This window comes from Nesterenkonia sedimenti, assembly GCF_012641515.1.
GTDB classification, from domain to species: Bacteria; Actinomycetota; Actinomycetes; order Actinomycetales; family Micrococcaceae; genus Nesterenkonia; species Nesterenkonia sedimenti.
This window is the reverse complement of sequence record NZ_JABAHY010000009.1, coordinates 62,091-88,914: the sequence shown is the minus strand read 5'-3', so window position 1 is coordinate 88,914 and position 26,824 is coordinate 62,091. Positions and strand designations below refer to the sequence as shown.

The 26,824-nt window shown below is 62.1% G+C and carries 25 protein-coding genes and 1 pseudogene; 18 read left to right on the top strand and 8 right to left on the bottom strand.

Annotated elements, in window-relative coordinates; all coding sequences use genetic code 11:
* Nucleotides 1–8: 8 nt before the first annotated feature.
* Nucleotides 9–730 (top strand): annotated as a pseudogene (locus tag HGQ17_RS10390) (ABC transporter ATP-binding protein); the annotation flags it as partial.
* Nucleotides 731–775: 45 nt separating this feature from the next.
* Nucleotides 776–1,141: a hypothetical protein gene (locus tag HGQ17_RS10385; RefSeq protein WP_211090593.1), complete on the top strand. Its 366-nt coding sequence runs from the start codon at nucleotides 776–778 to the stop codon at nucleotides 1,139–1,141.
* Nucleotides 1,142–1,164: 23 nt separating this feature from the next.
* Here HGQ17_RS10385 and HGQ17_RS10380 read toward each other — a convergent pair whose 3' ends face one another.
* The 3 genes from HGQ17_RS10380 to glyA all read right to left on the bottom strand — a co-directional run bounded on the left by HGQ17_RS10380 (nucleotide 1,165) and on the right by glyA (nucleotide 5,086).
* The gene (locus tag HGQ17_RS10380; RefSeq protein WP_168887871.1) at nucleotides 1,165–2,733 is read right to left on the bottom strand and encodes an ABC transporter substrate-binding protein; all 1,569 of its coding nucleotides are present in this window, start codon (nucleotides 2,731–2,733) and stop codon (nucleotides 1,165–1,167) included.
* A gap of 158 nt (nucleotides 2,734–2,891) precedes the next feature.
* Nucleotides 2,892–3,776, bottom strand: a complete 885-nt coding sequence (locus tag HGQ17_RS10375; protein ID WP_168887910.1) for a bifunctional methylenetetrahydrofolate dehydrogenase/methenyltetrahydrofolate cyclohydrolase — start codon at nucleotides 3,774–3,776, stop codon at nucleotides 2,892–2,894.
* A gap of 11 nt (nucleotides 3,777–3,787) precedes the next feature.
* Complete coding sequence (gene glyA, locus HGQ17_RS10370) at nucleotides 3,788–5,086, bottom strand: serine hydroxymethyltransferase (RefSeq protein ID WP_168887870.1); 1,299 nt, start codon at nucleotides 5,084–5,086, stop codon at nucleotides 3,788–3,790.
* Between the two features lie 121 nt (nucleotides 5,087–5,207).
* Here glyA and HGQ17_RS10365 point away from each other — a divergent pair, with 121 nt between their 5' ends.
* Nucleotides 5,208–6,377 carry a serine hydrolase gene (locus HGQ17_RS10365; RefSeq protein ID WP_168887869.1) on the top strand — a complete coding sequence of 390 codons (1,170 nt, stop codon included), beginning with the start codon at nucleotides 5,208–5,210 and terminating at the stop codon, nucleotides 6,375–6,377.
* 768 nt (nucleotides 6,378–7,145) lie between these two features.
* The gene (locus HGQ17_RS10360) at nucleotides 7,146–7,556 is read left to right on the top strand and encodes an endonuclease domain-containing protein (RefSeq protein ID WP_168887868.1); all 411 of its coding nucleotides are present in this window, start codon (nucleotides 7,146–7,148) and stop codon (nucleotides 7,554–7,556) included.
* Between the two features lie 114 nt (nucleotides 7,557–7,670).
* On the opposite strand, the gene HGQ17_RS10355 is transcribed toward HGQ17_RS10360, so the two are convergent.
* Together HGQ17_RS10355 and HGQ17_RS10350 are read right to left on the bottom strand one after the other, a co-directional pair.
* A complete protein-coding gene (locus HGQ17_RS10355) occupies nucleotides 7,671–9,410 on the bottom strand; it encodes an ABC transporter permease (protein WP_168887867.1) in 1,740 nt (579 codons plus the stop codon).
* Entirely contained in the window at nucleotides 9,410–10,405 is a 996-nt protein-coding gene (locus HGQ17_RS10350) for an ABC transporter ATP-binding protein (protein WP_168887866.1), read from the bottom strand. The genes HGQ17_RS10355 and HGQ17_RS10350 overlap by 1 nt, the downstream gene beginning before the upstream one ends.
* A gap of 173 nt (nucleotides 10,406–10,578) precedes the next feature.
* Here HGQ17_RS10350 and HGQ17_RS10345 point away from each other — a divergent pair, with 173 nt between their 5' ends.
* The 4 genes from HGQ17_RS10345 (at nucleotide 10,579) to HGQ17_RS10330 (ending at nucleotide 14,829) form a co-directional block, all read left to right on the top strand.
* Complete coding sequence (locus HGQ17_RS10345) at nucleotides 10,579–11,271, top strand: ABC transporter ATP-binding protein (protein WP_168887865.1); 693 nt, start codon at nucleotides 10,579–10,581, stop codon at nucleotides 11,269–11,271.
* Nucleotides 11,268–12,545: an ABC transporter permease gene (locus HGQ17_RS10340; protein ID WP_168887864.1), complete on the top strand. Its 1,278-nt coding sequence runs from the start codon at nucleotides 11,268–11,270 to the stop codon at nucleotides 12,543–12,545. The genes HGQ17_RS10345 and HGQ17_RS10340 overlap by 4 nt, the downstream gene beginning before the upstream one ends.
* A 69-nt stretch (nucleotides 12,546–12,614) precedes the next feature.
* On the top strand, nucleotides 12,615–13,208 hold the full coding sequence (locus HGQ17_RS10335) for a hypothetical protein (protein ID WP_168887863.1): 594 nt from the start codon (nucleotides 12,615–12,617) through the stop codon (nucleotides 13,206–13,208).
* Nucleotides 13,209–13,386: 178 nt separating this feature from the next.
* Nucleotides 13,387–14,829, top strand: a complete 1,443-nt coding sequence (locus HGQ17_RS10330; protein ID WP_168887862.1) for an MFS transporter — start codon at nucleotides 13,387–13,389, stop codon at nucleotides 14,827–14,829.
* Here the strand turns inward: HGQ17_RS10330 and HGQ17_RS10325 are convergent.
* Nucleotides 14,826–15,164: a hypothetical protein gene (locus HGQ17_RS10325; RefSeq protein ID WP_168887861.1), complete on the bottom strand. Its 339-nt coding sequence runs from the start codon at nucleotides 15,162–15,164 to the stop codon at nucleotides 14,826–14,828. The genes HGQ17_RS10330 and HGQ17_RS10325 overlap by 4 nt on opposite strands.
* A gap of 70 nt (nucleotides 15,165–15,234) precedes the next feature.
* Between HGQ17_RS10325 and HGQ17_RS10320 the strand changes: the two genes are divergently transcribed.
* Together HGQ17_RS10320 and HGQ17_RS10315 are read left to right on the top strand one after the other, a co-directional pair.
* Nucleotides 15,235–15,804: a hypothetical protein gene (locus HGQ17_RS10320; protein WP_211090592.1), complete on the top strand. Its 570-nt coding sequence runs from the start codon at nucleotides 15,235–15,237 to the stop codon at nucleotides 15,802–15,804.
* 48 nt (nucleotides 15,805–15,852) lie between these two features.
* On the top strand, nucleotides 15,853–16,734 hold the full coding sequence (locus HGQ17_RS10315) for an exodeoxyribonuclease III (RefSeq protein ID WP_324615251.1): 882 nt from the start codon (nucleotides 15,853–15,855) through the stop codon (nucleotides 16,732–16,734).
* A gap of 21 nt (nucleotides 16,735–16,755) precedes the next feature.
* Here the strand turns inward: HGQ17_RS10315 and HGQ17_RS10310 are convergent, their stop codons facing one another.
* The gene (locus tag HGQ17_RS10310; RefSeq protein ID WP_168887860.1) at nucleotides 16,756–17,832 is read right to left on the bottom strand and encodes an ArsR/SmtB family transcription factor; all 1,077 of its coding nucleotides are present in this window, start codon (nucleotides 17,830–17,832) and stop codon (nucleotides 16,756–16,758) included.
* 138 nt (nucleotides 17,833–17,970) lie between these two features.
* On the opposite strand from HGQ17_RS10310, the gene HGQ17_RS10305 reads away from it, so the two are divergent.
* The 6 genes from HGQ17_RS10305 (at nucleotide 17,971) to HGQ17_RS10285 (ending at nucleotide 22,870) form a co-directional block, all read left to right on the top strand.
* Nucleotides 17,971–19,233, top strand: a complete 1,263-nt coding sequence (locus HGQ17_RS10305; RefSeq protein ID WP_168887859.1) for an amidohydrolase — start codon at nucleotides 17,971–17,973, stop codon at nucleotides 19,231–19,233.
* Nucleotides 19,234–20,559 (top strand): M20/M25/M40 family metallo-hydrolase, encoded by a 1,326-nt coding sequence (locus HGQ17_RS10300; RefSeq protein ID WP_168887858.1) that lies wholly within the window; start codon nucleotides 19,234–19,236, stop codon nucleotides 20,557–20,559.
* Nucleotides 20,560–20,947: 388 nt separating this feature from the next.
* On the top strand, nucleotides 20,948–21,535 hold the full coding sequence (locus tag HGQ17_RS15560) for an ABC transporter substrate-binding protein (protein ID WP_168887857.1): 588 nt from the start codon (nucleotides 20,948–20,950) through the stop codon (nucleotides 21,533–21,535).
* Complete coding sequence (locus HGQ17_RS15555; RefSeq protein WP_324615256.1) at nucleotides 21,442–22,239, top strand: ABC transporter substrate-binding protein; 798 nt, start codon at nucleotides 21,442–21,444, stop codon at nucleotides 22,237–22,239. The genes HGQ17_RS15560 and HGQ17_RS15555 overlap by 94 nt, the downstream gene beginning before the upstream one ends.
* Nucleotides 22,240–22,244: 5 nt before the next feature.
* The gene (locus HGQ17_RS15550; protein ID WP_267873188.1) at nucleotides 22,245–22,373 is read left to right on the top strand and encodes a hypothetical protein; all 129 of its coding nucleotides are present in this window, start codon (nucleotides 22,245–22,247) and stop codon (nucleotides 22,371–22,373) included.
* The gene (locus HGQ17_RS10285; RefSeq protein WP_168887855.1) at nucleotides 22,367–22,870 is read left to right on the top strand and encodes a M20/M25/M40 family metallo-hydrolase; all 504 of its coding nucleotides are present in this window, start codon (nucleotides 22,367–22,369) and stop codon (nucleotides 22,868–22,870) included. The genes HGQ17_RS15550 and HGQ17_RS10285 overlap by 7 nt, the downstream gene beginning before the upstream one ends.
* Here HGQ17_RS10285 and HGQ17_RS10280 read toward each other — a convergent pair.
* On the bottom strand, nucleotides 22,867–23,523 hold the full coding sequence (locus tag HGQ17_RS10280; protein ID WP_168887854.1) for a helix-turn-helix transcriptional regulator: 657 nt from the start codon (nucleotides 23,521–23,523) through the stop codon (nucleotides 22,867–22,869). The two genes, HGQ17_RS10285 and HGQ17_RS10280, sit on opposite strands and share 4 nt — an antisense overlap.
* Before the next feature lie 214 nt (nucleotides 23,524–23,737).
* Here HGQ17_RS10280 and HGQ17_RS10275 point away from each other — a divergent pair, with 214 nt between their 5' ends.
* Both HGQ17_RS10275 and HGQ17_RS10270 read left to right on the top strand, forming a co-directional pair.
* Complete coding sequence (locus HGQ17_RS10275; protein ID WP_168887853.1) at nucleotides 23,738–25,303, top strand: ABC transporter substrate-binding protein; 1,566 nt, start codon at nucleotides 23,738–23,740, stop codon at nucleotides 25,301–25,303.
* A 16-nt stretch (nucleotides 25,304–25,319) separates the two neighbouring features.
* Complete coding sequence (locus HGQ17_RS10270) at nucleotides 25,320–26,822, top strand: amidohydrolase family protein (RefSeq protein WP_168887852.1); 1,503 nt, start codon at nucleotides 25,320–25,322, stop codon at nucleotides 26,820–26,822.
* Nucleotides 26,823–26,824: the final 2 nt, after the last annotated feature.

Here is a 26,824-nt window from a genome sequence, read left to right as displayed (position 1 = left end):
CGTGGGTCATGATCACAGTGGACGGTCTGACCAAGACCTACGGCGGTTTCACTGCTGTCGATGATGTGACCTTCACCTGCCAGCCGGGGCGCGTCACTGGCTTCCTGGGGCCCAATGGCGCCGGTAAGACCACGACGATGCGCATCATGGTGGGCCTGACATCTCCAACTGGCGGTGAGGTCACCGTCGGTGGCCACCGCTACGCCCAGATACCCAACCCGGGTCGGCATGTCGGAGTGCTTCTTGATGCATCAGCCCAGCATGCCGGGCGCACCGGACGGGAGATTCTCACCCTGGGGGCACAGCAGATGGGCCTGCCCCTGCCCGGGTCGATGAGATGCTTGAGATGGTCTCGCGCTCACAGAACGAGGCCAAACGGCGGCTGCGCAACTACTCCCTGGGGATGCGTCAGCGCCTCGGCATCGCCCATGCTCTCCTCGGCGAGCCCGAGGTGCTTATCCTCGATGAACCGGCCAATGGGCTGGACCCCGCGGGTATCCGCTGGATGCGCACCCTGTTGAAGTCCTATGCGGATCAGGGCGGGACAGTCCTGCTCTCCAGTCACCTCCTCAACGAAGTCGAGCTGATAGCTGATGAGATGATCCTCATCGGCCGAAGGCGCATCGTAGCCCAGGGCAGTAAGAAGACACTTCTGGAGAACGCCGAGGGTGAGATCACCCTGGTCTCATCCCTTGATAATTCAGCGCTCTCGGCCGCCGCTGCTGAGGCAACGTGAGGGCCATGTGGCCGAGGCGAATACCGAAGGGGGAGCCAAGTGACTACCACCGGTCCTCACCACGAGGGAGAACTCGTCATCGACACCACACATACTGCGGCGGTGCCCTTCAGTCGTCTAGTCCGTGTTGAACTGCGCAAAATGGTCAACACCCGGTCCGGTTTCTGGCTGCTGAGCATCACCTTCGCCCTGCTGATGCTTACCGCTGCTCTGGTGCTGCTGGTGACCGCCCTGACCGATCAGACCATCGCCTCGATGCCCCTTGCAGAGGGCACGAACCTCATGGGGGAGCCGGTAGACATCGGTGGGACCGAATGGGCACAGTTCAGTGTTGCCACCCTCATCTGGGTTGTCCTACCGCTGGTACTGGGTGCGATGCGGGTTCGCAGCAGTGAGGTGAAATAACACCCCCTGCTGCTGCCCGTCGGTCACTCAGCGGGTTGTACCCGGAAGAACATATCGCCGATACCTGCCGGTGGCTCATAGCCGTCGAAGCCATCGCGGATGGCCACGATATTCGACCGGTAGCCGAAGTTCATCACCGGAAGGTACTCATAGAAGGCCTCCTGGAGTTCAGTGATGCCTTCCATCGCCGTCTCCTCATCGGGAGCATAAGTGGTCTTCTCAATGGCTGCGGCAATGGCCTCATCCTCGGTCCAACCGCTCCAGGTGGGATTGAAGAAGGTGTATTCGATGGGCATCTCCACCGGTGACCAGGCTGTCATCGAGATCTCATGGGCCGAGGGGTCGTCACGCATCTCAGTGACTGTCGCCCAGTCGGTGACGATAAGTTCGACGTCGAAGCCGACATCGCCCAGCTGCTGCTCCATGACCACTGCGGTGTTGTAATACTCCTCGTACTCACGGGTGGTCACGATCCGGATCGGCTCGCCGTCGTAGTCGGATTCAGCGATCAGCTCCTCGGCCAGCTCTGGATCGTTGACGTTGTAGTTCTCCAGAGCCACATCGGTGAACCACATGGACTCCTCATCGGCGAGGGCGCCGTTCATCGTGTAGAACCGATCATCGGTATAGGCCGCGGTCAAAATCGCTTCCATATCCAAGGCCGCGTTGACGGCATGCCTGAGGTTCTCATCTGCCATGGGGCCCTCGGCTTTGTTGAAGACCGCACCGCCGAAGCCCCCGTCATAGAGGAAGGTGCTGACCTCCGGGTGTTCATCCACCTGGTCGAAGTTGTCATAGGGAATGTTCATGGCGGCGTCGTACTCTCCGCTCTGAATACCGGAGACACGGGTGGAGGTGTCCGGGACCATCTCGTAGTAGATGTTCTCGTAGGTGCCGGTTCGGTCACCGGCAAGACCTGAGGGCTCACCTGCAGGCGGGGAGTAGTCCTCGTTCAGTGTGAAGTGAATGTGTTGATCGGTCACCCACTCCTCGAATTTATAAGGACCGGTGCCGATCATGTCATCAACGCCCTCGGCCGGAGCGTCCTCGATCAGGGACTCCGGCATGACCACTGGCGGCGATCCATTCCGGCCCATCAGAATCAGGGCGGGGTACATCGGTTCCTCGTTGACCAGGGTCACCTCATGTTCGCCGGTGACCTCCATAGTGCTATCGGGGAAGAACAGGGGACCGACATTGGAGAGTTCAAACCAGCGGTTGTGGGAGGCAGCAACATCCTCTGCGGTCATCGGCTCGCCATTGTGGAACTCAACGTCATCGCGCAGGGTGAAGACGATATTGGCGCCGTCCTCCTCCCAGGACTCCGCCAGAACCGGCTGCAGCTCATTATCGGCATCCAGGGTCACCAGAGGCTCATAGACGTTTCGTGCCATCGAATGAGTCGCCGCGGCAGTGCTGAGCACCGGGTCAAGAGTTGGCGGCTGGGCATGCCAGGCCACAGTGAACTCGGAGACATCTGCATCGGCGGCCTCCCCGCCACCATTTCCTCCGCCGCAGGCAGTGAGCAACAAGGTGCCGGTGGCGGCGATGGCCAATCCAGACTTCATTTTCTTGCTAGACCCAGTGTTCATTTATTTCCCCTCTAGTAGTTGGAGAAAAGGTATTCCAGCTCACAAGGGGTGTCAAGGGTGTGGTATGTCACATGGTGCCAAAAGGGTCTACCCGCAATAAAAAGGGAAGACCCCGGCAATGCCGGAGCCCTCCCTCAGTGGCAGCTAGTGATTACTGGTCAGCCCGCCTGCTGCTCGGCTGAGAGCACAACGTTCTGCAGCAGCTCCACCCGCGTCATCGGGCCCACTCCACCAGGGTTGGGGGAGTACCAGGCCGCCTTGTCCTGAATTCCGGGACCGAAATCGCCATAGGTGATGAACTTCCCCGGCTTCTCCGGATTCGGCTCACGGGTGACACCCACATCCAGGGCGATCACCCCGTCCTTGAGATCAGCGGGGTCGATCATATGCTTCACCCCGGCTGCCCCGACCACCACATCAGCCTCAGCCAGGTGTGCGGCGAGGTCCTGTGTTCCGGTATGGCAGAGGGTCACCGTGGCGTTGACCGCACGGCGGGTCAGCAACAGGCCGATGGGCCGGCCGATGGTCACTCCGCGGCCGACGATGACCACATGCTTACCGGCCAGATCGATCCCGTAATGGGCCAGCAGGTCCACACAGCCCTTGGGAGTGCAGGGCAGCGGTGAGCTGACCTCATCGCTGACATTGGCCACCAGCCGGCCCAGGTTCATTGGATGCAGACCATCGGCATCCTTATCAGGGTCGATGGCCTCCAGAACCCGCTGGGTGTCCAGATGGGCAGGAAGCGGAAGTTGGACGATATAACCGGTGCAGGCGTCGTCGTTGTTGAGTCGGTCCAGCTCACCCAGGAGATCAGCCTCGGAGATATCCTCCGGAAGCTCCACCTGAATGGACTCAATACCCACCTGTTCACAGTCCCGGTGCTTACCGGCCACATAGGACTGGCTGGCCGGATCCGAGCCCACCAGGACAGTGCCCAGACCCGGGGTGATGCCCTTGGCCTTCAGCGCTGACACCCGCTGGGCGAGATCTTCTTTGATGGCTTTGGCCGTGGCCCGGCCGTCGAGGATCTGTGCCGCCATAGGAGAGCCGATCACCAGTCCTCGAGGCCGTCGTAGAGCGGGAAGTCCGCCGCCAGCTTGGCCACCCGGTCCTTCAACGGCTGCAGGGCCGCAGTATCCTCGGCCTGGCCAGCGGCCCCGAGCTTCAGAGTCTCGGCGATGATATCTGCGACCTCCTCGAACTCAGCGGGGCCGAATCCGCGCGAGGCCAGTGCCGGGGTGCCGATCCGCAGACCGGAGGTGACCATCGGGGGTCGGGGGTCATGAGGAACCGCATTGCGGTTGACGGTGATGCCCACCTCATGCAGGAGGTCCTCGGCCTGTTTGCCGTCCAGCTCCGAGTTCACCAGGTCCACCAGCACCAGGTGCACATCAGTACCGCCGGTCAGCACGCTGATCCCGTGGCCGGTGACGTCCTCAGCGGTCAGCCGCTGCGCCAGGGTCTGGGCCCCGGCCACCGTGCGCTGCTGCTTCTCCTTGAAGTCCTCACAGCCGGCGATCTTGAAGGCAACAGCCTTAGCGGCGATGGCATGCATCAGCGGTCCGCCCTGCTGGCCGGGGAAGACAGCGGAGTTGATCTTCTTCTTATGCTCCTCCTTGGTGAGGATCATGCCCGAGCGCGGACCGGCCAGCGTCTTATGCACGGTAGTGGTGACCACATCGGCATGCGGGACCGGGTTGGGGTGCAGACCAGCGGCCACCAGCCCGGCGAAATGCGCCATATCGACCCAGAGGATCGCACCGACCTCATCGGCGATCTCGCGGAACTTCTCGAAGTCCAGCTGCCGGGGGTAGGCAGACCAGCCGGCCACAATCATGTCCGGCTTCTCAGCCAGGGCCAGTTCGCGCACCTTCTCCATATCGATCACACCGGTCTCGGGGTCGACCTCATAGGCGACAACCTCGTAGAACTTACCGGAGTGGTTGAGCTTCATACCGTGGGTCAGATGCCCACCGTGGGCCAGGGAGAGGCCCATGAGCTTATCGCCGGGCTTGAGGAATGCAGTCATCACCGCGACATTGGCCTGAGCCCCGGCATGGGGCTGGACATTGGCGTGATCTGCGCCGAAGAGCTCCTTGGCCCGCTCGATGGCCAGGTTCTCGGCGACGTCGACAAACTCGCAGCCGCCGTAGTAACGCCGACCCGGGTACCCCTCGGCGTATTTATTGGTCAGCACTGATCCCTGGGCCTCCAGCACCGCCCGGGGGACAAAGTTCTCACTGGCGATCATCTCCAGAGTTCCACGCTGACGGCCCAGCTCATCAGCAATCGCGGCAGCAATTTCCGGGTCAACCTCTGCCAGAGCAGCGGTATTGATATCAGTCAACATGGCCTCCTTGATGCGGTGCGCTTCGGCATTGGTTTATTCGGCGCGATGGTCAGTCTATCGCCCACAGCACACGGCGAAAGGGTCACCTCCTGAAGCTCACTATCCGGTACGCTCAACGGTTGTGACACCGCCGCCCAGCACCCGCATTCTCAGCCTCTTCACCCTCGCCGCAGTTGGCAGTGTCCTCGCCGGCTGCGGGGCAGATCAGCAGTCCGAACCCGAACCCACTGGCTCCCCTGAACCTGCCCTCGATGGTGGCGAGGAAGCCCTTGAGGACACAGAGGACAACGACGACGACGCCGACTCCGCCGAGGAGGAGGAAGAGGAAGAAGCTGAGCCGGCCGAGGGCTTTGAGGAGATCGCCGAACGGCTCGAGGAACTCCCCGGCGATGTCGAGGCCCTGGTGGTCGAAGACGGTGAGCAGTTGCTTCGCATCGGCGAGGGGGAGCCGACCCCGATCGCCTCAGTGGTGAAGATGTATGTGCTCTACGCACTGGTGGATGCCATCGATGACGGCGATGTGGCATGGGATGACTCCCTGACATTGACCGATGAGCTGCGCAGCCTGCCCTCGGGGACCCTGCAGGATCAGTACACCGGCTACTCCACATCGGTTCATGATGTGGCCGAGCGGATGATCGCGATCAGCGACAATACCGGCACCGATATGCTCATCGACCTCCTGGGCCGTGATGCCGTGGAACAGGCGGTGGCCGATGCCGGGCATCATGATCCTGCGCTGCTGGAGCCGTTTATGACCACCCGCGAGCTCTTCCAGCTGCGCTGGGGCGTTCCCGAACTGGGGGAGGACTGGGCTGAGCTGGATGAGTCCGAGCGACGCGAGGTCCTCGAGGAAGTGGCCGAGGAGCCGTTGAGCATCGGTTACCAGGAGACTTCCCGGCACGATATCGACTATGCGGTGGACTGGTATGCCACCACTGATGATGTGGTCGCCGTCCACCGCCAGCTCACCGAGCGCTCAGCCGAGCATGAAGAGCTCGAGGACGTTCTGACCGAGAACCCGGGACTGATCGATGAGGTGGATGACGAATGGTGGGAGACAGTCTCCTTCAAGGGTGGTGGACTGCCTGGGGTAGTCACTGGCACCTGGGAGGCCGTCGCCGAGGACGGCACTCACCGCAATGTGGTGATCATGCTGCGCACCGATGACACCGAGGACATCGCCGATCACCGGGAGGAACTGTTCTCCCTGGCCCTGGATGCGCTGATCGCCGGCACTGACACCGAACGCGAGGAGGAGCTCGAAGCAGCCGAGACTGCCACCGGCTGACCGACTGACGCGGGTGCCGCCAGCGGCCAAGTCCTACCTTGGACAAGCCGAGGCGTCATCGCGCTGTCACATTCTGTTGCTAAATCTGCCAGGACAGTGAAATAGCGATGCGATTTGCCGTTACGTCGGGAGAGAATCCCCCGTTTCGGAAGTTATCCACAGATTTCTGGCGGCGGGCTCGACATATGAGTAGAAGCGTCGAGACTGATCTCCATGCGAGATCCGTGCCCTTTGCCCCGATGGCTGGAACGTGGTGCGTTCAGCCTGAGGGACCTTCGCGAGGCAGGAATTTCGACTCAGCGCGCTAGGCGCAGAGACATCCGTGGCCTCGGAGCAGGCCTTTACGCGACAAGCTCTCGGATAGCCACTGCGAGTGAGGACACGATCTACCGGATGAAGGCCCTAGCGCTGCTTCGTGAATACCCCCATGCCTGGTTATCCCACACCACGGCTGCGAAAATCCTTGCCGCTCCATTGCCGAGGCGACTCGACGAGGATGCATCCGTCCACCTCTCAGTGCATCGACCTGAACCCAGACCGCGACGGCGAGGGGTGACTGGTCACGAGGCAGCACCGGTCCATCAATGGTTCTCGCTCCCCGGGTCGCGCGAGACGCGTATTACGGCTCCGGGTTGGCTGATGCTTGAACTGGCCAGCTGCTGCAGCCTCGCTGAATTGGTCTGCATCGGTGACTGGTTGGTGCGCGAACCCCGCTACTGGGCTGACGGGAGGGACCTCGCGTATGCAACCGTGCAGGAACTGCGAGCTGTGACTGATGGTTCCGCTGGTGTGCGGGGTGTGCAGAAGGCACAACAGGCGGTGACTCTCATCCGGGTAGGAGCCGATTCCCCGAAGGAAACGGAGTTTCGCTTGGCGCTGCTCCAGGCCGGACTGCCGGAGCCACAACTGCAGTACCCGCTCAATGACGTGCAACCTGGCACTCGGCCGGCAGATGCGGCCTATCCGGATTATCGCGTTGCCATCAAGTACGACGGCGCCACCCACTTCTCACCGGACCAGGCCCGAGCTGACCAGCGTCGGGACAATCGGGCCGTTGCTGCCGGGTGGACGGTCCTGCGGTTCAACGTTGCTGACGATCGGGAGGGGTTCGCTACTGCCGTCAACCATGTGCGCTCTGTACTTCAGGCCCGGGGGTGGCAGGCCTCCGAGAGTCAATAACGACTACGCAGTAGGCTCTTCTCACTGAACCGGCAGATCACGTCGCTACCTCGTGGCCCTTGTCCAGAATTACGACACAATCTGGCGGTTATCCGGACAGGAAACTAGTTCCGACTAGCGCAGGAAGAGGGCCTTCATCCGGTAGGTGGCGATTGTGCCGCCGACGAGGATCATCACCAGGTAATAGCCGATATGCACCAGGGTCAGACTGCTGAACTCCCAGAAGGCGATATCGCGCATCAGCTCAACCCCGTGCCACAGGGGCAGGGCCTGAATCACAGCCTGGACTCCGGCGGGGTAGACGGAGATCGGGAACAGGGTGGCTGAGAACAGGAACATCGGGATCAGCACCATCATCATCCAGTCCATCTGCTGGAACCGCTTCATGAAGCTGGTCGCAGCCATGCCCACACAGGCGAAGCCCAGGGCGATGAACAGTGCGGTGATCCACATCAGCAGGGCTGCTGCCGGTGAGACCAATCCGGCGCCGGTGAGGATGACCAGGAAGCCCAGGGCATAGAGCGCACCCCGGAACAGTGCCAGCAGAATCTCACCCACAGCCACATCCAAGGGCCCCAGAGAAGTGGCCATCATCGTGCGGTAGAGCTTGGTCATCCGCAGTTTGAAGAACACATTCCAGGTGGAGTCGAAGACCGCGCCGTTCATCGCGGCAACAGCTAATAGCGCCGGGGCGATGAAAGCCGCATAGCTGATGGTCCCATCGGCAGCCTCGACCCCGCCTTCGAGCATGGGGGAGATGCCCAGGCCGAAACTGGCCAGGAACAGCACCGGCTCCAGGAACCCGGAGACGAAGATCAGCCCGGTGGAATTCCGGATGGCCATAATGCCGCGCTGGAAGACTGCCCGGATATTGCCCGAGTACATATTGCTGAACAGTCCGCTGCGCACGGTGGGCTGCGGGGCATCTCCCTGCCAAGCGGCCTGGGCTGCCTCCTTAGTTTCCAGGGCCTGCTGCTTGCGTGCAGCACGTTTGGCCCCGGGCGTGCGCCCACCCCATTCCTCGTAACCGAGCCGGCGGATATAGGTCCGCCGGATGAACACATAGGAGACGACGACGATGCCCACCAGATAGGTCAGATGCACCCCGATCATCAGTCCACTTGTGGGCTGGCCGAAGGCCAGAACCCGGCCCAGCTCATTGGTGTGCCAGATGGGGGAGAGCCACCCAATGGGGTGCATAAACACTGGGAGGTTGCTCAGCGGGTAGAAGGTCCCGGAAAACAGGAACAGCGGCATAATCACAAACCGCTGGATCAGCGCCGCATGGCCCTTTTCCTCTCGCAGGGTGCTGATATAGGCCATAATCGGCAGCCCGATGGCCAGGGCGCCCAGGACCGCAGTGAACAGCTGCAGCCAGGCCAGAGGTGAGCTGAGCACCCCGAAGATGAAGAGCACGGCCAGGAAGATCACCGAATGGACCAGGAACCGCACGCTGGCGGCCATGATATGCCCCAGGGCGATCTGTCCCGGGGTGATGGCAGTTGCCTGGGCGGCGTAGTACTCGCGTCGCCATCGGAAACCGGCCATCACCGGGAAGGTGAACTCAATACCGGCTGACATGGCCACCGTGGAGGCCAGAATCGCCGGGGCGATATACATCAGGTAGGACTCAGCGCCGTATTCGACGAAGTCATCGGTTGCGCCGATCAGGGCACCGAGTCCCAGGCCCATGGCCAGGATGTACATAATCGGCTGGAAGGTGGAGGAGAAGAGGATGACTCCGCCATAGGCGCGCATGGAACGCAGGATTCGCTCGGCCTGGTAGAGCGCACCGCGGGCACCGACCTTCGCCGAGATCGCATCCTTATCGGCGGTGGGGGAGGAGGTGCTCATCAGTCCACCAGCGTCCGTCCGGTCAGCCGCAGGAAGACATCTTCCAGGGAGGAGCGGCGGATCAGCGAAGTCATCGGCCGGCGCCCATCGGCGTGGATAGCCTCCAGGGCGGCTTCGGCGTCATCGGCGTAGACCAGAAGTCGGTCAGGCAGAACCTCGATATGGCTGTAGCCCAGCCCTTCACGGTTACCCAATTCGGTCTCCAGGGCAGCGGCGATCTCGGGATTGCGGTCCATACCGAACCTGAGCTCCAGGACCTCCCGGGTGGAGTGCTCCCGGATCAGCCCCGCCGGAGACCCCTCGGCCATGATCTCTCCGTGGTCCACCACAATGAGGCGGTCGCAGAGCTGCTCAGCCTCCTCCATATGGTGAGTGGTCAGCACCAGAGTTGTCCCGGTCTCCTTGAGGCGGAACAGCCTGTCCCACAGCACATGGCGGGCCTGTGGGTCCAAGCCCGTGGTCGGCTCATCCAGCAGTAGGATCTCCGGTTCATTGATCAGAGCCCGGGCAATGGTCAGCCGTCGTTTCATTCCCCCGGAGAGGTCCTCCACCCGGGCCTTGGCCTTATGCGTCAGCTGGGCGAATTCCAAGAGCTCATCGGCTTTGGCCAGCAGATACTTCCGGGGCAGCCCGAAGTAGCGGCCGTACATAATGAGGTTCTCCCGCACAGTGAGATCCTCATCGAGATTGTCCTGCTGAGGGATCACTCCCAGGCGGGCCCGCACCCGGGGTCCCTCGGCCTGTGGGTCGATCCCGGAGACATACATCGTCCCCGAGGTGCGGGAGGAGACCGCGGCGATCATCCGCATGGTCGTGGACTTCCCTGCGCCATTGGGCCCCAGCAGGCCGAAGGACTCCCCACGGGTGACACTGAAACTGATGTTGTTGACGGCAGTGAAATCCCCATACTGCTTGACCAGATCGGTGGCTTCAATCGCGGGTGCAGCGGAGGAATCGGCAGGCGCACTGGTGTCCAGCGCAGAGGATGTGGACATGTTTCGAAAGTGTACATCTAGCCCACTGTCCGTGGGCTAGTCCAGGGGCGCCCCCGAGCACACCCGGAATCATCCCTGAACCATCCCCGAAATCATCCCCACGGGGGATGTGTGAAGCCATGTCATCCGTAAGACTGATATCAGTTCCGATCAATCACTACCGAGAGGCAAGCATGTCTACTCCCGTTCTCGAAACCGAGAACCTGGTCAAGGTATATGGCCGAGGGTCTGCGGCGTTCCATGCGCTCAAAGGCCTGACTTTTGAGATCCACCGCGGAGAGTCGGTGGCCATTGTGGGGAAATCCGGTTCCGGGAAGTCCACTCTGATGCACCTGCTGGCCCTGCTGGACGAGCCGACCTCCGGGGTCGTGGCCCTGGACGGTAAGCCGGTGACCCAGCTGAAGCCCAAGAAAGTCTCCGCCCTGCGTAACGAGACCTTCGGATTTGTCTTCCAGCAGTTCTTCCTCAATCCCAATCAGAGCGTGCTGGAGAATGTGACCCTGCCGCTGAAGATCGCCGGTGTCTCCAAGATTGAGCGCGATAAGCGCGGTATGAAGGCCCTTGAGCAGTTGGAGATGGCAGATAAGGCCAAGAACAAGGCCACCAACCTCTCCGGTGGACAGAAGCAGCGTGTCTGCATCGCCCGGGCGCTGATCAACGACCCCGAGGTGCTCTTCGCCGATGAGCCCACCGGAAACCTGGACACTGCCACCTCGGAGACCGTTGAGGACATCCTCTTCGGGCTGCACCGGGACCACGGCATCACTCTGGTGGTGGTCACTCATGATGAGGACCTCGCCGCCAAATGCCAGCGCCGCCTGATCATGCAGGACGGGGAGATCATCACCGAGGAGGGCACCCGATGAAAGCCAATGACGTCGTCAAAAGTGCCTTCGGCAATACCCTGCGCTCCAAACTGCGCACCTTCCTGACCGTCATCGCCATCTTCATCGGTGCCTTCACCCTGGCAGTGACCACCGGACTGGCAGCCGGTATCAACCAGACTGTGGACCGGATCTTCGAGGGATTCGGCGATGACGAATCAATCTATGTGGTCCCCCAGATGGATGCCAGCGAACAGGACGGACCGCCCGAATACGATCCCGAGGCAGGGGCTGACACCGATGCCGGCTTCGGCACTGGCATGCTCAGCGCCTCCGATATCGAGACCATCGAGAAAATCGACCACGTGCTCAGCGTGGAGACCGAGATCGCCGCACAGGTCGAATACATCGAAACCCCCGACGGCGGCCAGTACGTCTCCAATCTGGACTTCGCCCTCAATGACACCCTTGCCGAGGTCATCGCCGGTGAGTTGCCCGACCGCGGAGCCATGGAGATGACCATCCCCGAGGATTGGATGGAGGCCTTTGGGGCCGACTCCCCGGAGGAGATCGTCGGTGAGACAGTGGTCATCGGTGCCCCCAATGCGGTAGGCCAGATCAGCGAGGTCGAAGCTGAGGTCACCGGTGTCACCCAGGGAACCCTGGCCGATGTCGGCTTCGCCCCGATTCCCTCCGTGGAGCTGACCCACGAGATCTTCGAGATCAACGGTGAAGGCTATGAGGGGCAGAACCCCGAGAGCTACATCATGGCCGCCGTGGAGGTCGAGGACCTCGAGGCCAATGAGGAGGCAGTCAAAGACGCGCTCGCCGAGGAGGGGCTCTGGGGGCTCACCGTTGAGGACCAGATCGCGATGTTCCAGCAGATCATCGACACTATTGCCTGGGTGCTGGCCGGATTCGCCCTGATCGCCCTGCTGGCCGCCAGCTTCGGCATCGTCAACACCCTGCTGATGAGCGTCCAGGAGCGGACACGGGAGATCGGCCTCATGAAGGCCCTGGGCATGTCCTCCGGGAAAGTCTTCGGGCTCTTCTCCATGGAAGCGGTGGTCATCGGCATCATGGGCTCGGTGTTCGGCATCGGGCTGGGGCTGGCAGCAGGCTTCCTGGCAGATATGGCCCTGACTGCAGAGGATGGGCCTCTGGGCGGCTTCGCGGAGCTTAGCCTCTTCGCCTTCAACCCCCTGGCAGTCGGCGGAATCTTCCTGCTGATTGTGGCCATCGCCTTCCTCGCCGGCAGCCTGCCCGCACGCAGGGCGGCGAAGAAGGACCCCATCGAGGCTCTACGCTATGAGTAAAGTCCCAGCACCGAGTCAGAAATCAGTGAGAACCTGGAATCAGCTCACCGTTACTTCAGGGAGGACCCCATGACCACCCCGCCGAATGACAACACCCCCCAGTGGGGACAGCCCTCCCCGCAGGGGGAGGACCCATCGACCGGACCGAAGTTCGGCACCGAGGCCTATAACCCCCAGGCCTTCGGCGGACCCGTGGAAGAACCTGCGAAGTTCCGCAGCCTGAAAATCTTCACACTGGTCTCGGGCGGACTGTTCCTCATCAGCGGCGTAATGATGCTGCTGATGTTCAATAACGACTCCTTCCGCGAGGCAATGATCGATGACCTCATGACCACCTACCAGGAAATGGGCGTGGCCATGGAGCGCACTGAGGTCGAGAGCGTCTACGGCTGGTTCAGCACCGGTACGACGATCTTTGTCCTGGTCCTGCTGGGTATTTACGCCCTGGTGTACTTCGGTCTGCGGGCCAATAAGAACTGGGCGCGGATCCTGGGCATCATCTTCGCCATCATCTCCATAGTCTTCAGTGTCTTGGGCTTCGCAATGGGCGAGATCAACCTCAGCATGCTGATCTCCCTGGTCTGGCTGGGCGTTAACGTCTACTGGCTGGTGCTTGCCTTCAACTCAGAGGTGGCCGACTACCTCTTCCAGCACAAACGCTGAGGTCGAACAGAGGCCACTGATCCCCAGGAACCGCCTGCGGCACTGTCATCTCCACCATAGGAGAGCGGCAGCTGCCGTAGGTGGTTCTGTCATTGGCCGAAAGGTTTGCAGGACCAGTCCCTGAGACAGACCGTTGCCAAATGCAACTAGAACGGTTCTGCGGTATAGAGTGCTGTAGGTGAGTGAAGAGGACCACATTTCACGTGAGGAATCGGCACCGGCGCCGCCTACCACCCGGGTGATGATCGCCCTGCTGCTTCCCCTCTTCGCCGCACTGCTGAGCATTTCCTCGGTCATCGTGGCCGCCCCGGTGATCGTCGAGGGCATCGGGGCCACCGAATCTGACCTCCAATGGATCCTCTCCGGCTATGCACTGGCCTTCGGCATGGGGCTGGTTCCGGCAGGCCGCGCAGGAGACCTCTGGGGACGCCGCGGCATGTTTCTGACCGGGGTGGGGCTCTTCGGCCTGACCTCCCTAGGGGCTGCCGCAGCGCCGAACCCTGAACTGCTGATTCTGGCTCGGATCGCCATGGGGCTGGCCTCGGCCATGCTGCTGCCGCAGATCATCGGAGTCATCCAGCAACTCTTCACAGGCGCAGCCCGTGGCCGAGCCTACGGTCTGATGAGCACCGTCATCGGTCTCGGCGTGGCAATGGGTCCCCTGGTCGGCGGCGTGCTGGTGGAAGTTGCCCCCGAGGAGCTGGCCTGGCGCTTAGTCTTTGCGATCAACGTTCCGGTGGCGCTGATCGGTGTGCTCTTCGGTGCCCTCTGGCTGCCCAGGCATGACCGGGTCAGTGCCCATCCCAAACGACTCAGCCGCTTGGACCCAGTCGGCGTCGTTCTGCTGACTGCTGCCATCCTGCTGATCATGCTGCCCTTCATCCAACTCCGTGGCTGGTGGGCAGTGCTGGTGGCAGTCACCGGGGTGCTCCTGCTGGTGGCCTGGGTGATATGGGAGCGCCGGCTGGGCCGCAGGCGCCCCGAGGATCCCATGGTGGACCTCAGGCTGTTCACCCTGCCCAGCTACACCTGGAACTCCGCGGTTCTGGTGCTCTACTTCATCGGTATGCCGGCGATGTGGGCGGTTATCCCGCTCTATATTCAGGATGGGCTGGGCTATTCAGCGCTCACCGCGGGGCTGGTGAGCCTCCCCAGCGGTGTGATGGTCCTGCTGCTGGCAGCCCAGGTGGGCAAACGCGTACCGCGCTACGGCAGCCGCATGGTCCTAGCCGGTTCGGTCTTCGCAGTCCTGTCCCTGCTGATGCTCGCCGGGGCAGCCTGGCTGATGGAAACCACATGGGGTTCGCTGTGGTGGATCGCAGTGGCCATCGGCGTCAGCGGTTTCTCCCAGGCGCTGCTGATCCCCAGCGCTCAGACGATGTCGATGCAGGATGTCCCCGAATACATGGCAGGGGCCTCCGGCGGGGTGCAGCAGACCGTCCAGCGGATCTTCACCGCCATGGGTATGGCCGGGGCGACCGGGCTCTACTTTGCCCTGGTGGCCCAGGGCAATCACCAGCACGCGATGACCATCTCGGCCATCGTTATGGCAGCAGCGATGCTCACCGCCGTCATCGCCGCAGTCGGGGCAGCCCGCGCCGCCCGCCGAGCCGCGGACTAACGGAGTCGGGTGACCTCGCGAACATCCTTATGAGTCACCCAGTCCGGAACGCCGGCGAAGATCTCGGCCCGCTGATCGGATTCCTCCCAGTCGCGCTCGGCGGCCAGGAACTCCTCAGTGTTGCTGGGCCGGGAGACGAACCAGGTCAGCTGGGACTTATCAGTGTCCAACCAGATCGACTCAATGGTGAAGCCGCGCTCCTCACGGGCGGGGATGACTTTCTTAGTCAGGAACTCCACAAACTCATCAGCCAGGGCGGGGTCCAGGGTGTAGCGGCGCATGAATGTGGTCCGCTCAGTGCTATCGGCGCTGATGGTCTCAGGAAGCTCGGTCATCGGTCAGTCTCCTTGGGATAAGCGTCATTGCCGGTTCGAGCTTACCGCGGGGTTCTGAAAGAATAGAGGGGTGACTGAATCCCTTCCAGCATCTGATAAGGCCCACTCTGCTCTGCGCAACGCCGGCCGCCGCGGCACCGGCATCGCCTTCGCGGTGATGATCACGGTACTGCTGTGTGCGCTGATCTTCGCTGCGAACCAGAACGACATCATCGGATGGATTCTGGTGGTGATCTCCGCAGCCTGGCTGCTCTTGGCGATCGTGCTGGTCCTGGTGATCATGATGGGTGCCAAGAAGGTCGGAGCGGCAGCAGATGCCACCCGCGGTGCCGTGGGTGCAGCCCGGGCAGCGGCCGCCTCCCGAGGTGGCGGGGCCGCCGTCGTGGATGAAGACGCCCACTCCCGGAACATGAAACTCGACCACTCCTTCAAGATCGTTCAGGTCCAGGTTCGGGTGGTCCAGCAGGAGCTGGCCAAGGGCGAGGAAGCGGATATGGAAATGGTCGACCGTGCCCTGGAGACTATGGAGATCACCGCCCATAACGGCCGCGATATGCTCGCCGAGCATGTCGGACGGAAGAAAAAGAACGACGACGACGGCAACTCCGGGGAGACCCTCGAGGGCGACATCGTCAACTGACACCTCCGCTCACGGACACAGAAATACTGCTCAAGGAGACTGACAAGCGTGACTGAAACCAGCCCCCACCGGATCGTTGACCCCAAAGCTGACGGGGTCACCCGGATCGGCAGCGTCAACGTCAACGGCATCCGGGCCGCAGCCCGCAAGGGAATGGGCCAGTGGCTGGCCGAGCGCGAGCTGGACATCCTGACCCTGCAGGAGGTCCGCGCTGATGGCGCCACCCTGACCAAGCTGGTTCAGCAGTTCGCCGAGGAGGCCGGTGAGGACGACTCCCAGGCAACCTGGCATATCCATGAGCATGAGGCCGCCCAGAAGGGCCGGGCCGGTGTTGCGATCATCTCCCGCCAGGCACCGATTGCCACCCGCACCGGTATCGGCGAGGGACATCCGGAGGATGACGGCCGCTGGATCGAGGCAGACTACGAGCTCGGCGACGGCAGCATCCTGACGGTGGTCAGCGTCTATGTGCACTCCGGGGAAGTCGGCACCGAGCGCCAGGAGCACAAAATGCGGTTCCTGGAGTACATGCTTCAGTACCTGCCTCAGCTTGCCGAACGCACCGATCATGTCCTGGTCATGGGCGACCTCAATGTCGGTCACACGGAACTGGACATCAAGAACTGGAAGGGCAACCGGAAGAACTCCGGCTTCCTGCCCGAGGAGCGGGCTTACTTCGACAAATACTTCGGTGAGGCCGGCTACACAGATGTCGCCCGGTCCCTGGCCGGCGAGGTCGATGGGCCCTATACCTGGTGGTCATATCGCGGTAAGGCCTTCGACAACGACACTGGTTGGCGGATCGACTATCACATGGCCACCTCGGCACTGGCCGAACTGGCCTCCAATGCCAAGGTGGACCGCGCAGCGGACTACTCCCTGCGCTGGTCGGATCACGCCCCGCTGATCATCGACTATAAGCTACCCTGATCCCCACCGCCGGGTGGGCACTCACCGCTGAAGGTGGGACATCAGCTGCTCGCCGATGGTCTCCAGTGCCCGGGCATCGAGCCCGTAGAGGACGTATTTGCCGCGCCTTTCAGCGGTGACCAGCTCAGCCTCCCGCAGCGCACGAAGGTGCCGGGCCATCTGGGGTGGCTTCATCCGCATCCGCTCGGCGAGATCCAGGGTGCTGTACGGGGTGCGCATCACGGTCCGGCAGATCTCGACCCTGGTGGGATCATTGAGCACAGCCAGCCGCCGCATGGTCAGGGAGGATGCCTCGTAGTCAGCCGGCGTCGGGTCATATGCGACCACCACCGGAAGGCCCTCTTCATGTTTGACCGTCAGATGCGGGCTCAGGTGATGTGAGGGCACCAGAAGAATCCCCTCACTGCGGGGCGGCACGTAGATGTGGTTGAGCTTATCGAGGCTTATCCGGTGCGGATTGAAGGACTCCTCGGCGGTGGGCAGGATATCGGCCAGTGCCGAGGGGCCCTCGGCCAGAATCTGTCGTTCCCGGCTGGCCTTCTCGGTCTGCAGCCGGGGTGCGACCCGCTCCCATTCCTGGTTGAACCAGCGGGTGGCGACCTGATGTAGGAAGCCGGTGAGTCCCTCCAGCGCCTGATGTGGGTTTTCGATGATTTCGCCGGCCAGTTTCGCTCTTGCCTGGGCGATCCGGCTGGCCCGGTCGATCACTGATTTCTGCAGTGCGGGATCATCTCTGAGCTCACCGACATGATCACCGGTGGGCAGATCAGCGATTGCGGACACCGCGTGTTTGGTGAATACATCGAGGTCGAGCTCGTGGAGACTGTCGATCTCCTCATGCACATCCCATTTGTCCACTGCCGTCAGGGGCATGAAGAACCGGGCGATATACGCACCGTAGAGCGGGCGATAGTAGAGCGAATGGGCCAGGAGGTCATCATTGCGGATGCGGTAGACATGTTCCCGCACGGTGCGTGATCGGGGGTGATGCTCACCATGGGTGATGGCGTGCAGCAGTGCTGCCAGCTCGGTCAGCGGGTTCGTCAGGACACGGATATCCCGCTTGTCCAGCTGATCAATCACTATCGTCACGCTCATAGCAAGCGAGAATACCGGTGCAGCTGCCCAACTGCTGACTGTCACCTCTCCGGTCTCCATCTCCTGATCTCATAGACTGAGTATCCAGTACTAGATAGAACTTCTAGGCCGAGCCCGCCAGCTGGCAGAAAGACTCATATGGATACTGAAGATCTCATTGCACTGCGACGACGATTCCACGCTTATGCTGAACCGGGCTTCCTCGAGTTTCACACCGCCTCCTGTGTGATGGACATCCTGGAGGAGCTCGGCGTCGACTACACCCACGGCCCCGAGGCCATCGATGTCTCCGCCATCGCCGAGAAGCCCACCGAAGCGGAGTATCAGGAGTGGGGCCAGCGAGCCATCGACGCCGGAGTTCCAGCTGAGCGGGTGAAGCTCCTGCAGGAACAGGGCACAGCCGTCATCGCAGAGCTGAAGGGCAACCGACCGGGCCCAGTCTGGGGCCTGCGGGTGGATATCGACGCCCTGCCCATCATCGAAGATGCCACAGATGAGCACCTCCCAGCCCGGGAGGGGTTCCGCTCCGAGACCGGATATATGCATGCCTGCGGCCATGACGGCCACACCGCCATCGGACTCGGCCTGGCCGAGAGGCTCCGAGACGGTGACTTCCCCGGCACCGTGCGCATTATGTTCCAGCCAGCTGAGGAGGGTGTCCGTGGTGCTGCTCCCATGCTCGCAGCCGGGGTGACCCGCGGTATCGACCGCATGTTGGCAGTGCACCTGGTGGCCAGCCTTCCCCTGGGAGAGGTCACCGGCGGTGCCTCAGGATTCAAGGCCACAACTAAATGGAAGGCCCAGTTCACCGGCGAGCCCTCCCATGCCGCCGGCGCCCCCGAGAAGGGGCGGCATGCCATCGCCGCCGCAGCTCAGGCGACTCTGGGGGTCCTGGGCATCTCTCGGTTCGCCACCTCCGACACCCGGGTCAATGTGGGCACCTTCCACGCCTCCGGATCGGCCAGCATCATCCCCGCCGAGGCGGTCATCACCTATGAGGTCAGGGCCGATGACAACGATGTCCTCAGTGAACTGGACCGGCGTGCGGAGAAAGTCGTCCAAGGTGCCGCCAGTATGTACGACGTCGAGGTCACCACCAATCAATACGGTGGAACCACCAACTCTCTGCCTGACGAGCAGATGCTGGATCTCATCGAGGACGCAGCCTCGGGCCAGACCGCGATCACCGAGTTCAACCGCACCTCGGATCTGGGACTGGGCAGCGATGACGCCCATCTGCTGATCAATGATGTGCAGAAACAGGGTGGGGTCGGTTCCTATATTTTGATCGGAGCACAGAACTCCCAAGCACCTCACCACAACTACCGTTTCGACATCGATGAGCGGTCCCTGGCGATAGCCACAGATCTGCTCGAGACCGTATTCCGTTCGGAGGGATAGATGACTGCCACTGCCGACCAGAGCCCCGATGCACGTGCCGATGCCGAGGTGGTCCAGTTCTGCCGCGACCTCATCCGGTTCGACACCACCAACTGGGGAGGAGGGCGTTCCAAGGGTGAACGGGCAGCAGCCGAATACTGTGCCGAGCTCATGCGTGAGGCCGGGCTGGAACCCACAATGTATGAACCTGAGGCCGACCGCACCACGGTAGTTGCCAGGATGCAGGGAACGGACCCCGAGGCCGGGGCCCTGGTGGTCCACGGTCATCTGGATGTGGTTCCTGCCCAGGCTGAGGACTGGCAGGTGGATCCCTTCAGCGCTGAGGTCAAGGACGGCATGATCTGGGGCCGGGGCGCGGTGGATATGAAGGGCATGGATGCGATGATCCTGGCCTCAATGTTCAGGATGCACCGCGAAGGGCATCGACCCCGCCGGGACCTCATCTTCGTCTTCTTCGCCGATGAGGAGGACAACGGAACCTTCGGTTCCGGCTGGATGGTCGAAAACCACCCCGAGGTCTTCGCCGGGGCCACCGAGGCGGTCAGCGAGGTCGGCGGATTCTCCGCCGATATCGCCGGACACCGTGCCTATCTCATCCAGACCGCGGAGAAGGGCAAGGCTTGGTCAAAGATGATTGCCCACGGCACTGCTGGGCACGGCTCGGCCGTGCAGCAGGATAATCCGGTGGTGCATCTGGCCGAGGCGGTGGCCGCCATCGGCAACCATCAGTGGCCTATCGAATACACCAAGACCACCCGGATGCTCTTCGAACAGGTCTCAGAGCTGACCGGGATTCCCTTCGACGAGGAGGACCCCTCGGCTCTGGTCGAGGCCACCGGCTCTGCCGGAAAGTTCATCGCAGCCTCTCTGCAGAACACCGCCAATCCCACCGTGCTCTCAGCCGGTTATAAGCACAATGTGGTCCCCGGGCAGGCCGAGGCCCTGGTGGATGCCCGGACCCTTCCCGAGCAGGATGAGAAAGTCGCAGCCACCTTGAGGCGTCTGGCCGGGGAGAAGGTCAGCTGGGAGCTGATCAATGATGGTCCCTCCTTGGAGGCCCCGTTCTCCGGTGCTGTGGTCGAGGATATGGTGCGCTCGCTCACCGAGGAGGACCCCGAGGCCATTGTGCTGCCCTATATGCTCGGGGCCGGAACGGATAATAAGCGGCTCTCCCGCCTGGGAATCACCGGCTATGGTTTCGTGCCCCTGAAACTGCCGGCAGACCTCGACTTCACCGGGCTGTTCCACGGGGTGGACGAACGCGTGCCGGTCGACGCCCTGGTCTTCGGTGGGCGGGTTCTTCACCGCTTCCTCACCGCCCAATAACGCCGCTGTTGCGGGTGTGTAAATTTTGTCCAGACTTGGCAAAAAAGTCTGGTCAAAGGGGATGGTTGGTACGTACTCTGTGAGCAATCCGGCGGCAGTGTGGCCGCTGGAGCTCACTCGTATGTACTGCCAAGCACCTAAGGACTCACATCGGAAAGAACCGATCCCTGCTCGGAACCGGCATCATTGCAGCCCTGGCCCTGAGCGCCTGCGGCGGCGGAGACGGAGGGGATGCCGGGGGCGCTGATGGGGTGGCCGAGGAACTGCAGATCGCCTATAACGTCCAACCGCCGACCGTGGACCCTTACCTCACCACCGCCCAGGCCACACGCATCATCTCCCGCACCTTCCACTGATCATCCTGGATGCCGAGGGGGAGGTTCAGCCGGTGCTGGCTGAGGACTTCGAGGTCTCCGAGGACGGATTGACCATCACCTTCACCCTCCGCGACGACGTCGTCTTTCACAATGGTGAACCGATGGAGGCAGAGGATGTGATCGCCTCCTTCGAACGCTGGCGCGAGGTCAGCACCATCGGGCCCAACTACTTCGGTGAGGCCGAGTTCGAATCCCCGGAGGAGGGTGTCTTCACTGTCACCATGCCCGAGCCTATGTTCGTGGCCCCGACGCTTATTGCTGACCCCCAGATCATGCCGCACATCATGCCGGCAGAGATCATTGAGGAGGCTGGGGATGAAGAAGTCTCTGAGCATATCGGCACCGGGCCCTATATGTTCGGAGCCTGGGAGGCTGATCAGCACATCAGGCTCGACCGCTTCGAGGACTACACCTCCCCGGAGGGTGAACCCAGTGGCATGGCCGGGGAGTTCAGGACTCCTCGACCCGGGTCTCCGGCATCCAATCCGGGGAGTATGACCTCTCCATCCCGATCCCATGGGACAACGCCGAGGCCATCGAACAGGATCCCAATATTGAAACCATTCTCGGAGAGTCGGGCATCGTCTTCGCGGTCCTGAACAAGGACGAAGGGGTAATGGCTGATCTTGCGATGCGCCAGGCGGTTGTGGCCGCGATGGAACCTGAATCATCCCTGCTCTCGGCCTACGGCGATGAGGAGTTCTTCACCGTCAACAGCGGTCTGATGCCTGAGGATTCCCCGTGGTACGCCGCGACAGATCCGGAATTCGACGAACTCTACGAGAACGCCGACCCCGTAGAGGCTGAGGCGCTGATGGAGGAGGCCGGATACGACGGCGAGGAGATCCGCATCCTCACCACCGGCGACTATGAGGACCACTATGACAATGCCCTGGTCCTGCAGCAGCAGTTGGAGGAAGCCGGGATGACCACAGACCTTACGGTGGTCGACTGGCCCACGCATACTGAAATGCGCGAGGATCCCTCGGCATTCGATATCGCCACCACTGATATCAGCAACTGGCCCTCGGTTCCGGCCACCTGGCACTTCTTCACCGAAGGCTGGTGGGGAACCGGTGAGGACGAAGCCACCCAGGAAGCAGCCCAAGCGGTCACCTCAGCACAGGATGAAGAGACTGCCTACGCTGCCATGGCCGATCTCCAAGAGGCGTACTACGAGTACATTCCCGTGGTGAAGTTCGGTGATCGGATGACCCCATCCGGGCTGAGAACAGACTTCGAGGGCTATGAATACGTCACCGGAGTCGGCGAGATCTTCCACCACATCCGACCAAGCGAGTGACCCAGATGAGCACAACAGCCACCGTCGATGCCGACCAGTTGAACATCATGCTGGAGAAGATCGCAGCAATCAGCGAACCGGGTCCGGGTATTACCCGGATGGCCTACTCACCGCAGCATCTGAGGCAGTGCTGATCGCTGAGGAAATCGCTGGGAAGTACGGCGATCTGGGCACCCGGGCCACCGTTGGGCGGTTGGAGGTCCAGCCCAATTCGATCACGACGATCCCCGGCAGTGTCACCTTCAGTCTTGATATTCGGGACACGGAGGCTCAGCGACAGGATGCGGTCACCGAGGAGATTCTCGACAAGATCAGTACCGCCTGTCAGCGCCGTGGAGTGGAGCTTGAGGTGAGGCGCACTTCGCAGACCCCGCCCACGGCCCTTCCGACCTGGATCACCGAGGCTCTGGAGCGCAGCGTGACCGATCTCGGGCTGCCCTACCGAATCCTGCAGTCAGGAGCCGGGCATGATTCGAAACATATCAACGAGAAAGTGCCTGCGGGCATGCTCTTCGTCCCCAGCCGCCAAGGGCTCTCTCATGTGCCCGAGGAATGGACCGATGTGGAGGATATCGCCACCGGGGTCCAGGTGCTCTACGAGACCGTCCTGTCGCTTGATGAACAGCTCTAGCTGGCAGAGCCCTGGCTGCTGAGCTCTTTGAGGTCGTTATAGAGGGCTGCGCGGGAGATTTTCAGCCGTCCGGCCACCCGCGGTGCGGCGCGGCGGACAGAGAAGATGCCTTTGCTGTTGAGGTGACTGATGACCTCCAACCGTTCCTGTTTGGTCAGTTCTGCCGCAGGTTTGGACCGGTTGATCTCCTCCTGCCCCACTATGGAGTCGATGACCTCGTCAATGTCATTGGCAAAAACTGTGACCGAATCGGCCGGCGGGCCGGAGGTCGCCTCACCGGCTATCTGTGCCAGGAGACTGCTGGCCTCCACGAGATTGGTGACATCGATATTGATGCACAGGGCGCCGATGAGCTCTCCATTCTCATCCCGCAGCGGCATCGTGGAGCATTTCAGCCGACGCCCATCAGGGGATCGGGTGAAATAGTTGAGGTCGTTCTCGGCATCCGCGCCCCGATTGAGCATGCGTAGCCCAATCTCGCTCATCGCACCCCCTGCCTGGCGTCCGGTCACATTGCCGGCCACTGCATGGACCGACTGCTCGGGGGTGCGGTAATCGTGCAGGACGACTTCACAGTTCGGACCGAAGGTGGCAGCAATCCCTTCCAGAGCGGGAGTCAGCGTCGCGAAGATAGTGTCCGCCGTTGAGCTCATGGCAACGTCTCCTTGTCCGGGATTGGACTATTTTTCTAGGTGATGTCATCCCGAGGATATCCCGTAACCCCTGTGTCATCCCACATCAACGTTATTTTCCTGAAACATGGCCCGTAGCAGAATAGACAGGTAATCTAGGTCATATCGTTTCGCTCTGGGGATTACCCGGTGGCGTAAATTTACGATCCGCGCCGAATGAATTGAGGGAACCGTGATGAAGAAACGTCCTTTCGTGGTCAGTGGACTTACGCTGGCGCTGGCTCTGAGCGCCTGCGGCGGAGGCAACGGCGGGGGAGCGGATGGCGAAGTCGCCCAGGAGCTCAACATCGGCTATAATGCCCAGCCGCCGACGATGGACCCCCTGATGACCACCGCGCATGCCACCCGCGTCTTCTCCCGAGTGATCTTCGAACCCCTGCTGACCCTCGATGCAGACGGTGAGGTCCAGCCAGTGCTGGCCGAGGACTTCGAGGTCTCCGAGGACGGGCTGACCATCACCTTCCACCTCCGAGAGGATGTCCCCTTCCACGACGGCTCAACCGTTGAGGCAGCAGATGTCATCGCCTCCCTGGAGCGCTGGAAGCAGCTGAGCACAATCGGCCCGGCCTACTTCGCAGACGCCGAGCTGGATTCCCCGGAGGAAGGCGTTGTGACCTTCACAATGCCTGAACCCATGTATGTGGCCCCTGAGCTCATCGCAGATCCGGCCCAGATGCCACACATCATGCCCGAGGAGGTCGTCGAAGCAGCCGGCGAGGACGGCATCCAGGACTACATCGGCACCGGCCCCTATGAATTCGGCACCTGGGAGACCGATCAGTACATCCGCATGGACCGCTTCGAGGACTACGCCTCACCCGAGGGTGAACCCAGCGGAATGGCCGGAGAAAAGACCGCGCACTTCGAGGAGATGTACTTCCGGTTCGTCGACGACGACTCCACCCGGCTCAGCGGCCTGCAGACCGGTGAATACGATGTGGGCATCCCGATCCCCTGGGACAACATCCAGAACGCCGAGGATGATCCCAATATAGAGGTTGACCTCGGTGAGGCCGGCGTCGGATTCGCAGTCTTCAATAAGGCCGAGGACCTCATGGGTGACATCAATATGCGCCGGGCGGTCATCGCCGCCATGGAGACCGAGTCCACCCTCCTCTCGGCCTACGGCGGGGAGGACTACTTCACCAATAACAGTGCCCTGATGCCCGAGGACTCACCATGGCATCTGCCCGCCGATGCCGAGTTCGAGGACTTCCACCAGAACCAGCACCTCGATGAGGCCGAGCAGTATCTGGAGGAAGCCGGCTACGACGGCGAGGAGATCCGTATCCTCACCACCCGAGAGTACGAGGATCACTACAACGCCGCCGTCGTGCTCCAGCAGCAGTTGGAGGAGGCCGGTATGAACACCGATCTGGTGGTCACCGACTGGGCCACTGTGACCGAACGCCGCGAGGACCCCTCAGAGTTCGAGCTGACCATCACCAGCATCTCCAACTGGCCGGTGGTTCCAGCCACCTTCCACTTCTTCAACTCGGACTGGACCGGCTGGACCGACAGCCCCGAGATCGCCGAGGCAGCGTCCGCGATGACCAGCGCCGAGGACGAGGAGAGCGCCATCTCCGCCATGGAAGGCCTCCAGGAGGCCTACTCCGAGTACCTGCCGGTGGCGAAATTCGGCGACCGCACCAATGCAAGCGGCGTCCACGTCGACTTCGAGGGCTACGACTACATCACAGGAATGGGTGAGATCTTCCACCACATCCGCCCGGCCGACTAGGGGAGATCACATAAAGATGACCACAACCTGCGACATCCTGATCACCGGCGGACGACTGATCGACCCCCAGCATTCCACTGACGAGATCACCACTATCGCCATTAGCCAGGGCCGAATCGCCTCCCTCGGTGAGCAGAGCCTCGAGGCAGACCGCGTCATCGATGCCTCGGGGAAGATCATCGCCCCGGGCTTCATCGACGTTCACTCCCATGCCCAGAACATCCCTGGCCACCGGCTGCAGGCCTTCGATGGAGTGACCACAACCTTCGAGATGGAGGCAGGGGCCTCCCCGGTAGCGTCAGCACTGGAGTGGGCAGCTTCAGAGGGCCGGCCGCTGAACTACGGCTTCTCCGCGGGGTGGCTGCACACCCGGGCCAGGGTTTTGGAGAACTACGATGACGACGCCCTGGCCGCTCTTCCGGATCTTCCGCTGGACTCCATGGGGGTGATCTCGGCACAGGGCAGTCTTTGGAACGCGCCGGCCACCGCCGAGCAGCGCGAAGAGATCATCAGACTGCTCGAGGAACAGCTGGATGCCGGTGCAATCGGCATCGGCGTACTCCTGGGCTACGCCGCAGAGGCTGAACCGGCGGAGCTGATGGCAGTCGCGGAACTGGGTGCCCGGCGCAATATGCCGCTGTTCGTCCATACCCGGATCGGTCCTATGCTCCCCGGGAAGACGCCACTGGAGGGAATTGAAGAACTCCTGGAGGCCTCCCTGGCCACAGGTGCGCATATCCATATGTGCCACTTCAACAGTTCGGCCTCCAGCCATCCCCGCGAAGCCCGGGAGAAGATCCTGGCAGCCCAAGCCGAGGGGGTCCGGTTCACCACGGAGCTCTACCCCTATGGGTTCTCCTCCACCGTGATCGGAGCAGGCTTCCTGGATCCGGAGATCCTTGAGGCTGCCGGTCGGCCACCGGGCATCATCACCCCGGTGGCAACGGGACAGCCGGCAGAAAGTTACGCAGAGATCGCCCGACTGCGCCAGGAGGATCCCAGTCAGCTGTGTCTGATCCGCTACTACCAGGACCCCTGGGACGGTGCGGACCTCGCCGAGGTGATGAGCCTTCCCGGAGCGCTCTTCGCATCGGATGCCATGCCCCTGAAGCCGCTGCAGGGCCAAGGCGAGGTGGACATCATGCAGTGGCCGCTGCCTGAAGGAGTCTCGGCGCATCCCCGATCCACTGCCTGCTTCACCCGGGCCCTGGCCTGGCTGCACCGGGACCGCGGGCTGCTGGAGCTCAGCGACGTCATCGCCCGTTCCACGGTCATGCCGGCACAGCTGCTGCGCGGAGCAATCCCCGCTATGGAACGCAAAGGCCATCTGGGGCTGGGGGCAGATGCTGACCTGGTGATCTTCGACCTCGAGGCACTGCAGCCCAACACCAGCATCAGCCCCGTGGAAGCCAGCAGGGGAGTGGAACACCTCCTGGTAGGCGGGACCCCGGTCATCAGCGACGGGGAACTGCTCACCGGAGCTCTGCCCGGTGGTGCCGTTCTGCCCAGTAACCCCTAACC

Coding starts and splice junctions, on each gene's coding strand:
- HGQ17_RS10380 (WP_168887871.1), bottom strand. CDS start 2,733: ATGAACACTGGGTCTAGCAAGAAAATGAAGTCTGGATTGGCCATCGCC.
- HGQ17_RS10375 (WP_168887910.1), bottom strand. CDS start 3,776: ATGGCGGCACAGATCCTCGACGGCCGGGCCACGGCCAAAGCCATCAAA.
- glyA (WP_168887870.1), bottom strand. CDS start 5,086: ATGTTGACTGATATCAATACCGCTGCTCTGGCAGAGGTTGACCCGGAA.
- HGQ17_RS10355 (WP_168887867.1), bottom strand. CDS start 9,410: ATGAGCACCTCCTCCCCCACCGCCGATAAGGATGCGATCTCGGCGAAG.
- HGQ17_RS10350 (WP_168887866.1), bottom strand. CDS start 10,405: ATGTCCACATCCTCTGCGCTGGACACCAGTGCGCCTGCCGATTCCTCC.
- HGQ17_RS10345 (WP_168887865.1), top strand. CDS start 10,579: ATGTCTACTCCCGTTCTCGAAACCGAGAACCTGGTCAAGGTATATGGC.
- HGQ17_RS10340 (WP_168887864.1), top strand. CDS start 11,268: ATGAAAGCCAATGACGTCGTCAAAAGTGCCTTCGGCAATACCCTGCGC.
- HGQ17_RS10335 (WP_168887863.1), top strand. CDS start 12,615: ATGACCACCCCGCCGAATGACAACACCCCCCAGTGGGGACAGCCCTCC.
- HGQ17_RS10325 (WP_168887861.1), bottom strand. CDS start 15,164: ATGACCGAGCTTCCTGAGACCATCAGCGCCGATAGCACTGAGCGGACC.
- HGQ17_RS10310 (WP_168887860.1), bottom strand. CDS start 17,832: ATGAGCGTGACGATAGTGATTGATCAGCTGGACAAGCGGGATATCCGT.
- HGQ17_RS10305 (WP_168887859.1), top strand. CDS start 17,971: ATGGATACTGAAGATCTCATTGCACTGCGACGACGATTCCACGCTTAT.
- HGQ17_RS10300 (WP_168887858.1), top strand. CDS start 19,234: ATGACTGCCACTGCCGACCAGAGCCCCGATGCACGTGCCGATGCCGAG.
- HGQ17_RS15550 (WP_267873188.1), top strand. CDS start 22,245: ATGAGCACAACAGCCACCGTCGATGCCGACCAGTTGAACATCATGCTG.
- HGQ17_RS10280 (WP_168887854.1), bottom strand. CDS start 23,523: ATGAGCTCAACGGCGGACACTATCTTCGCGACGCTGACTCCCGCTCTG.
- HGQ17_RS10275 (WP_168887853.1), top strand. CDS start 23,738: ATGAAGAAACGTCCTTTCGTGGTCAGTGGACTTACGCTGGCGCTGGCT.
- HGQ17_RS10270 (WP_168887852.1), top strand. CDS start 25,320: ATGACCACAACCTGCGACATCCTGATCACCGGCGGACGACTGATCGAC.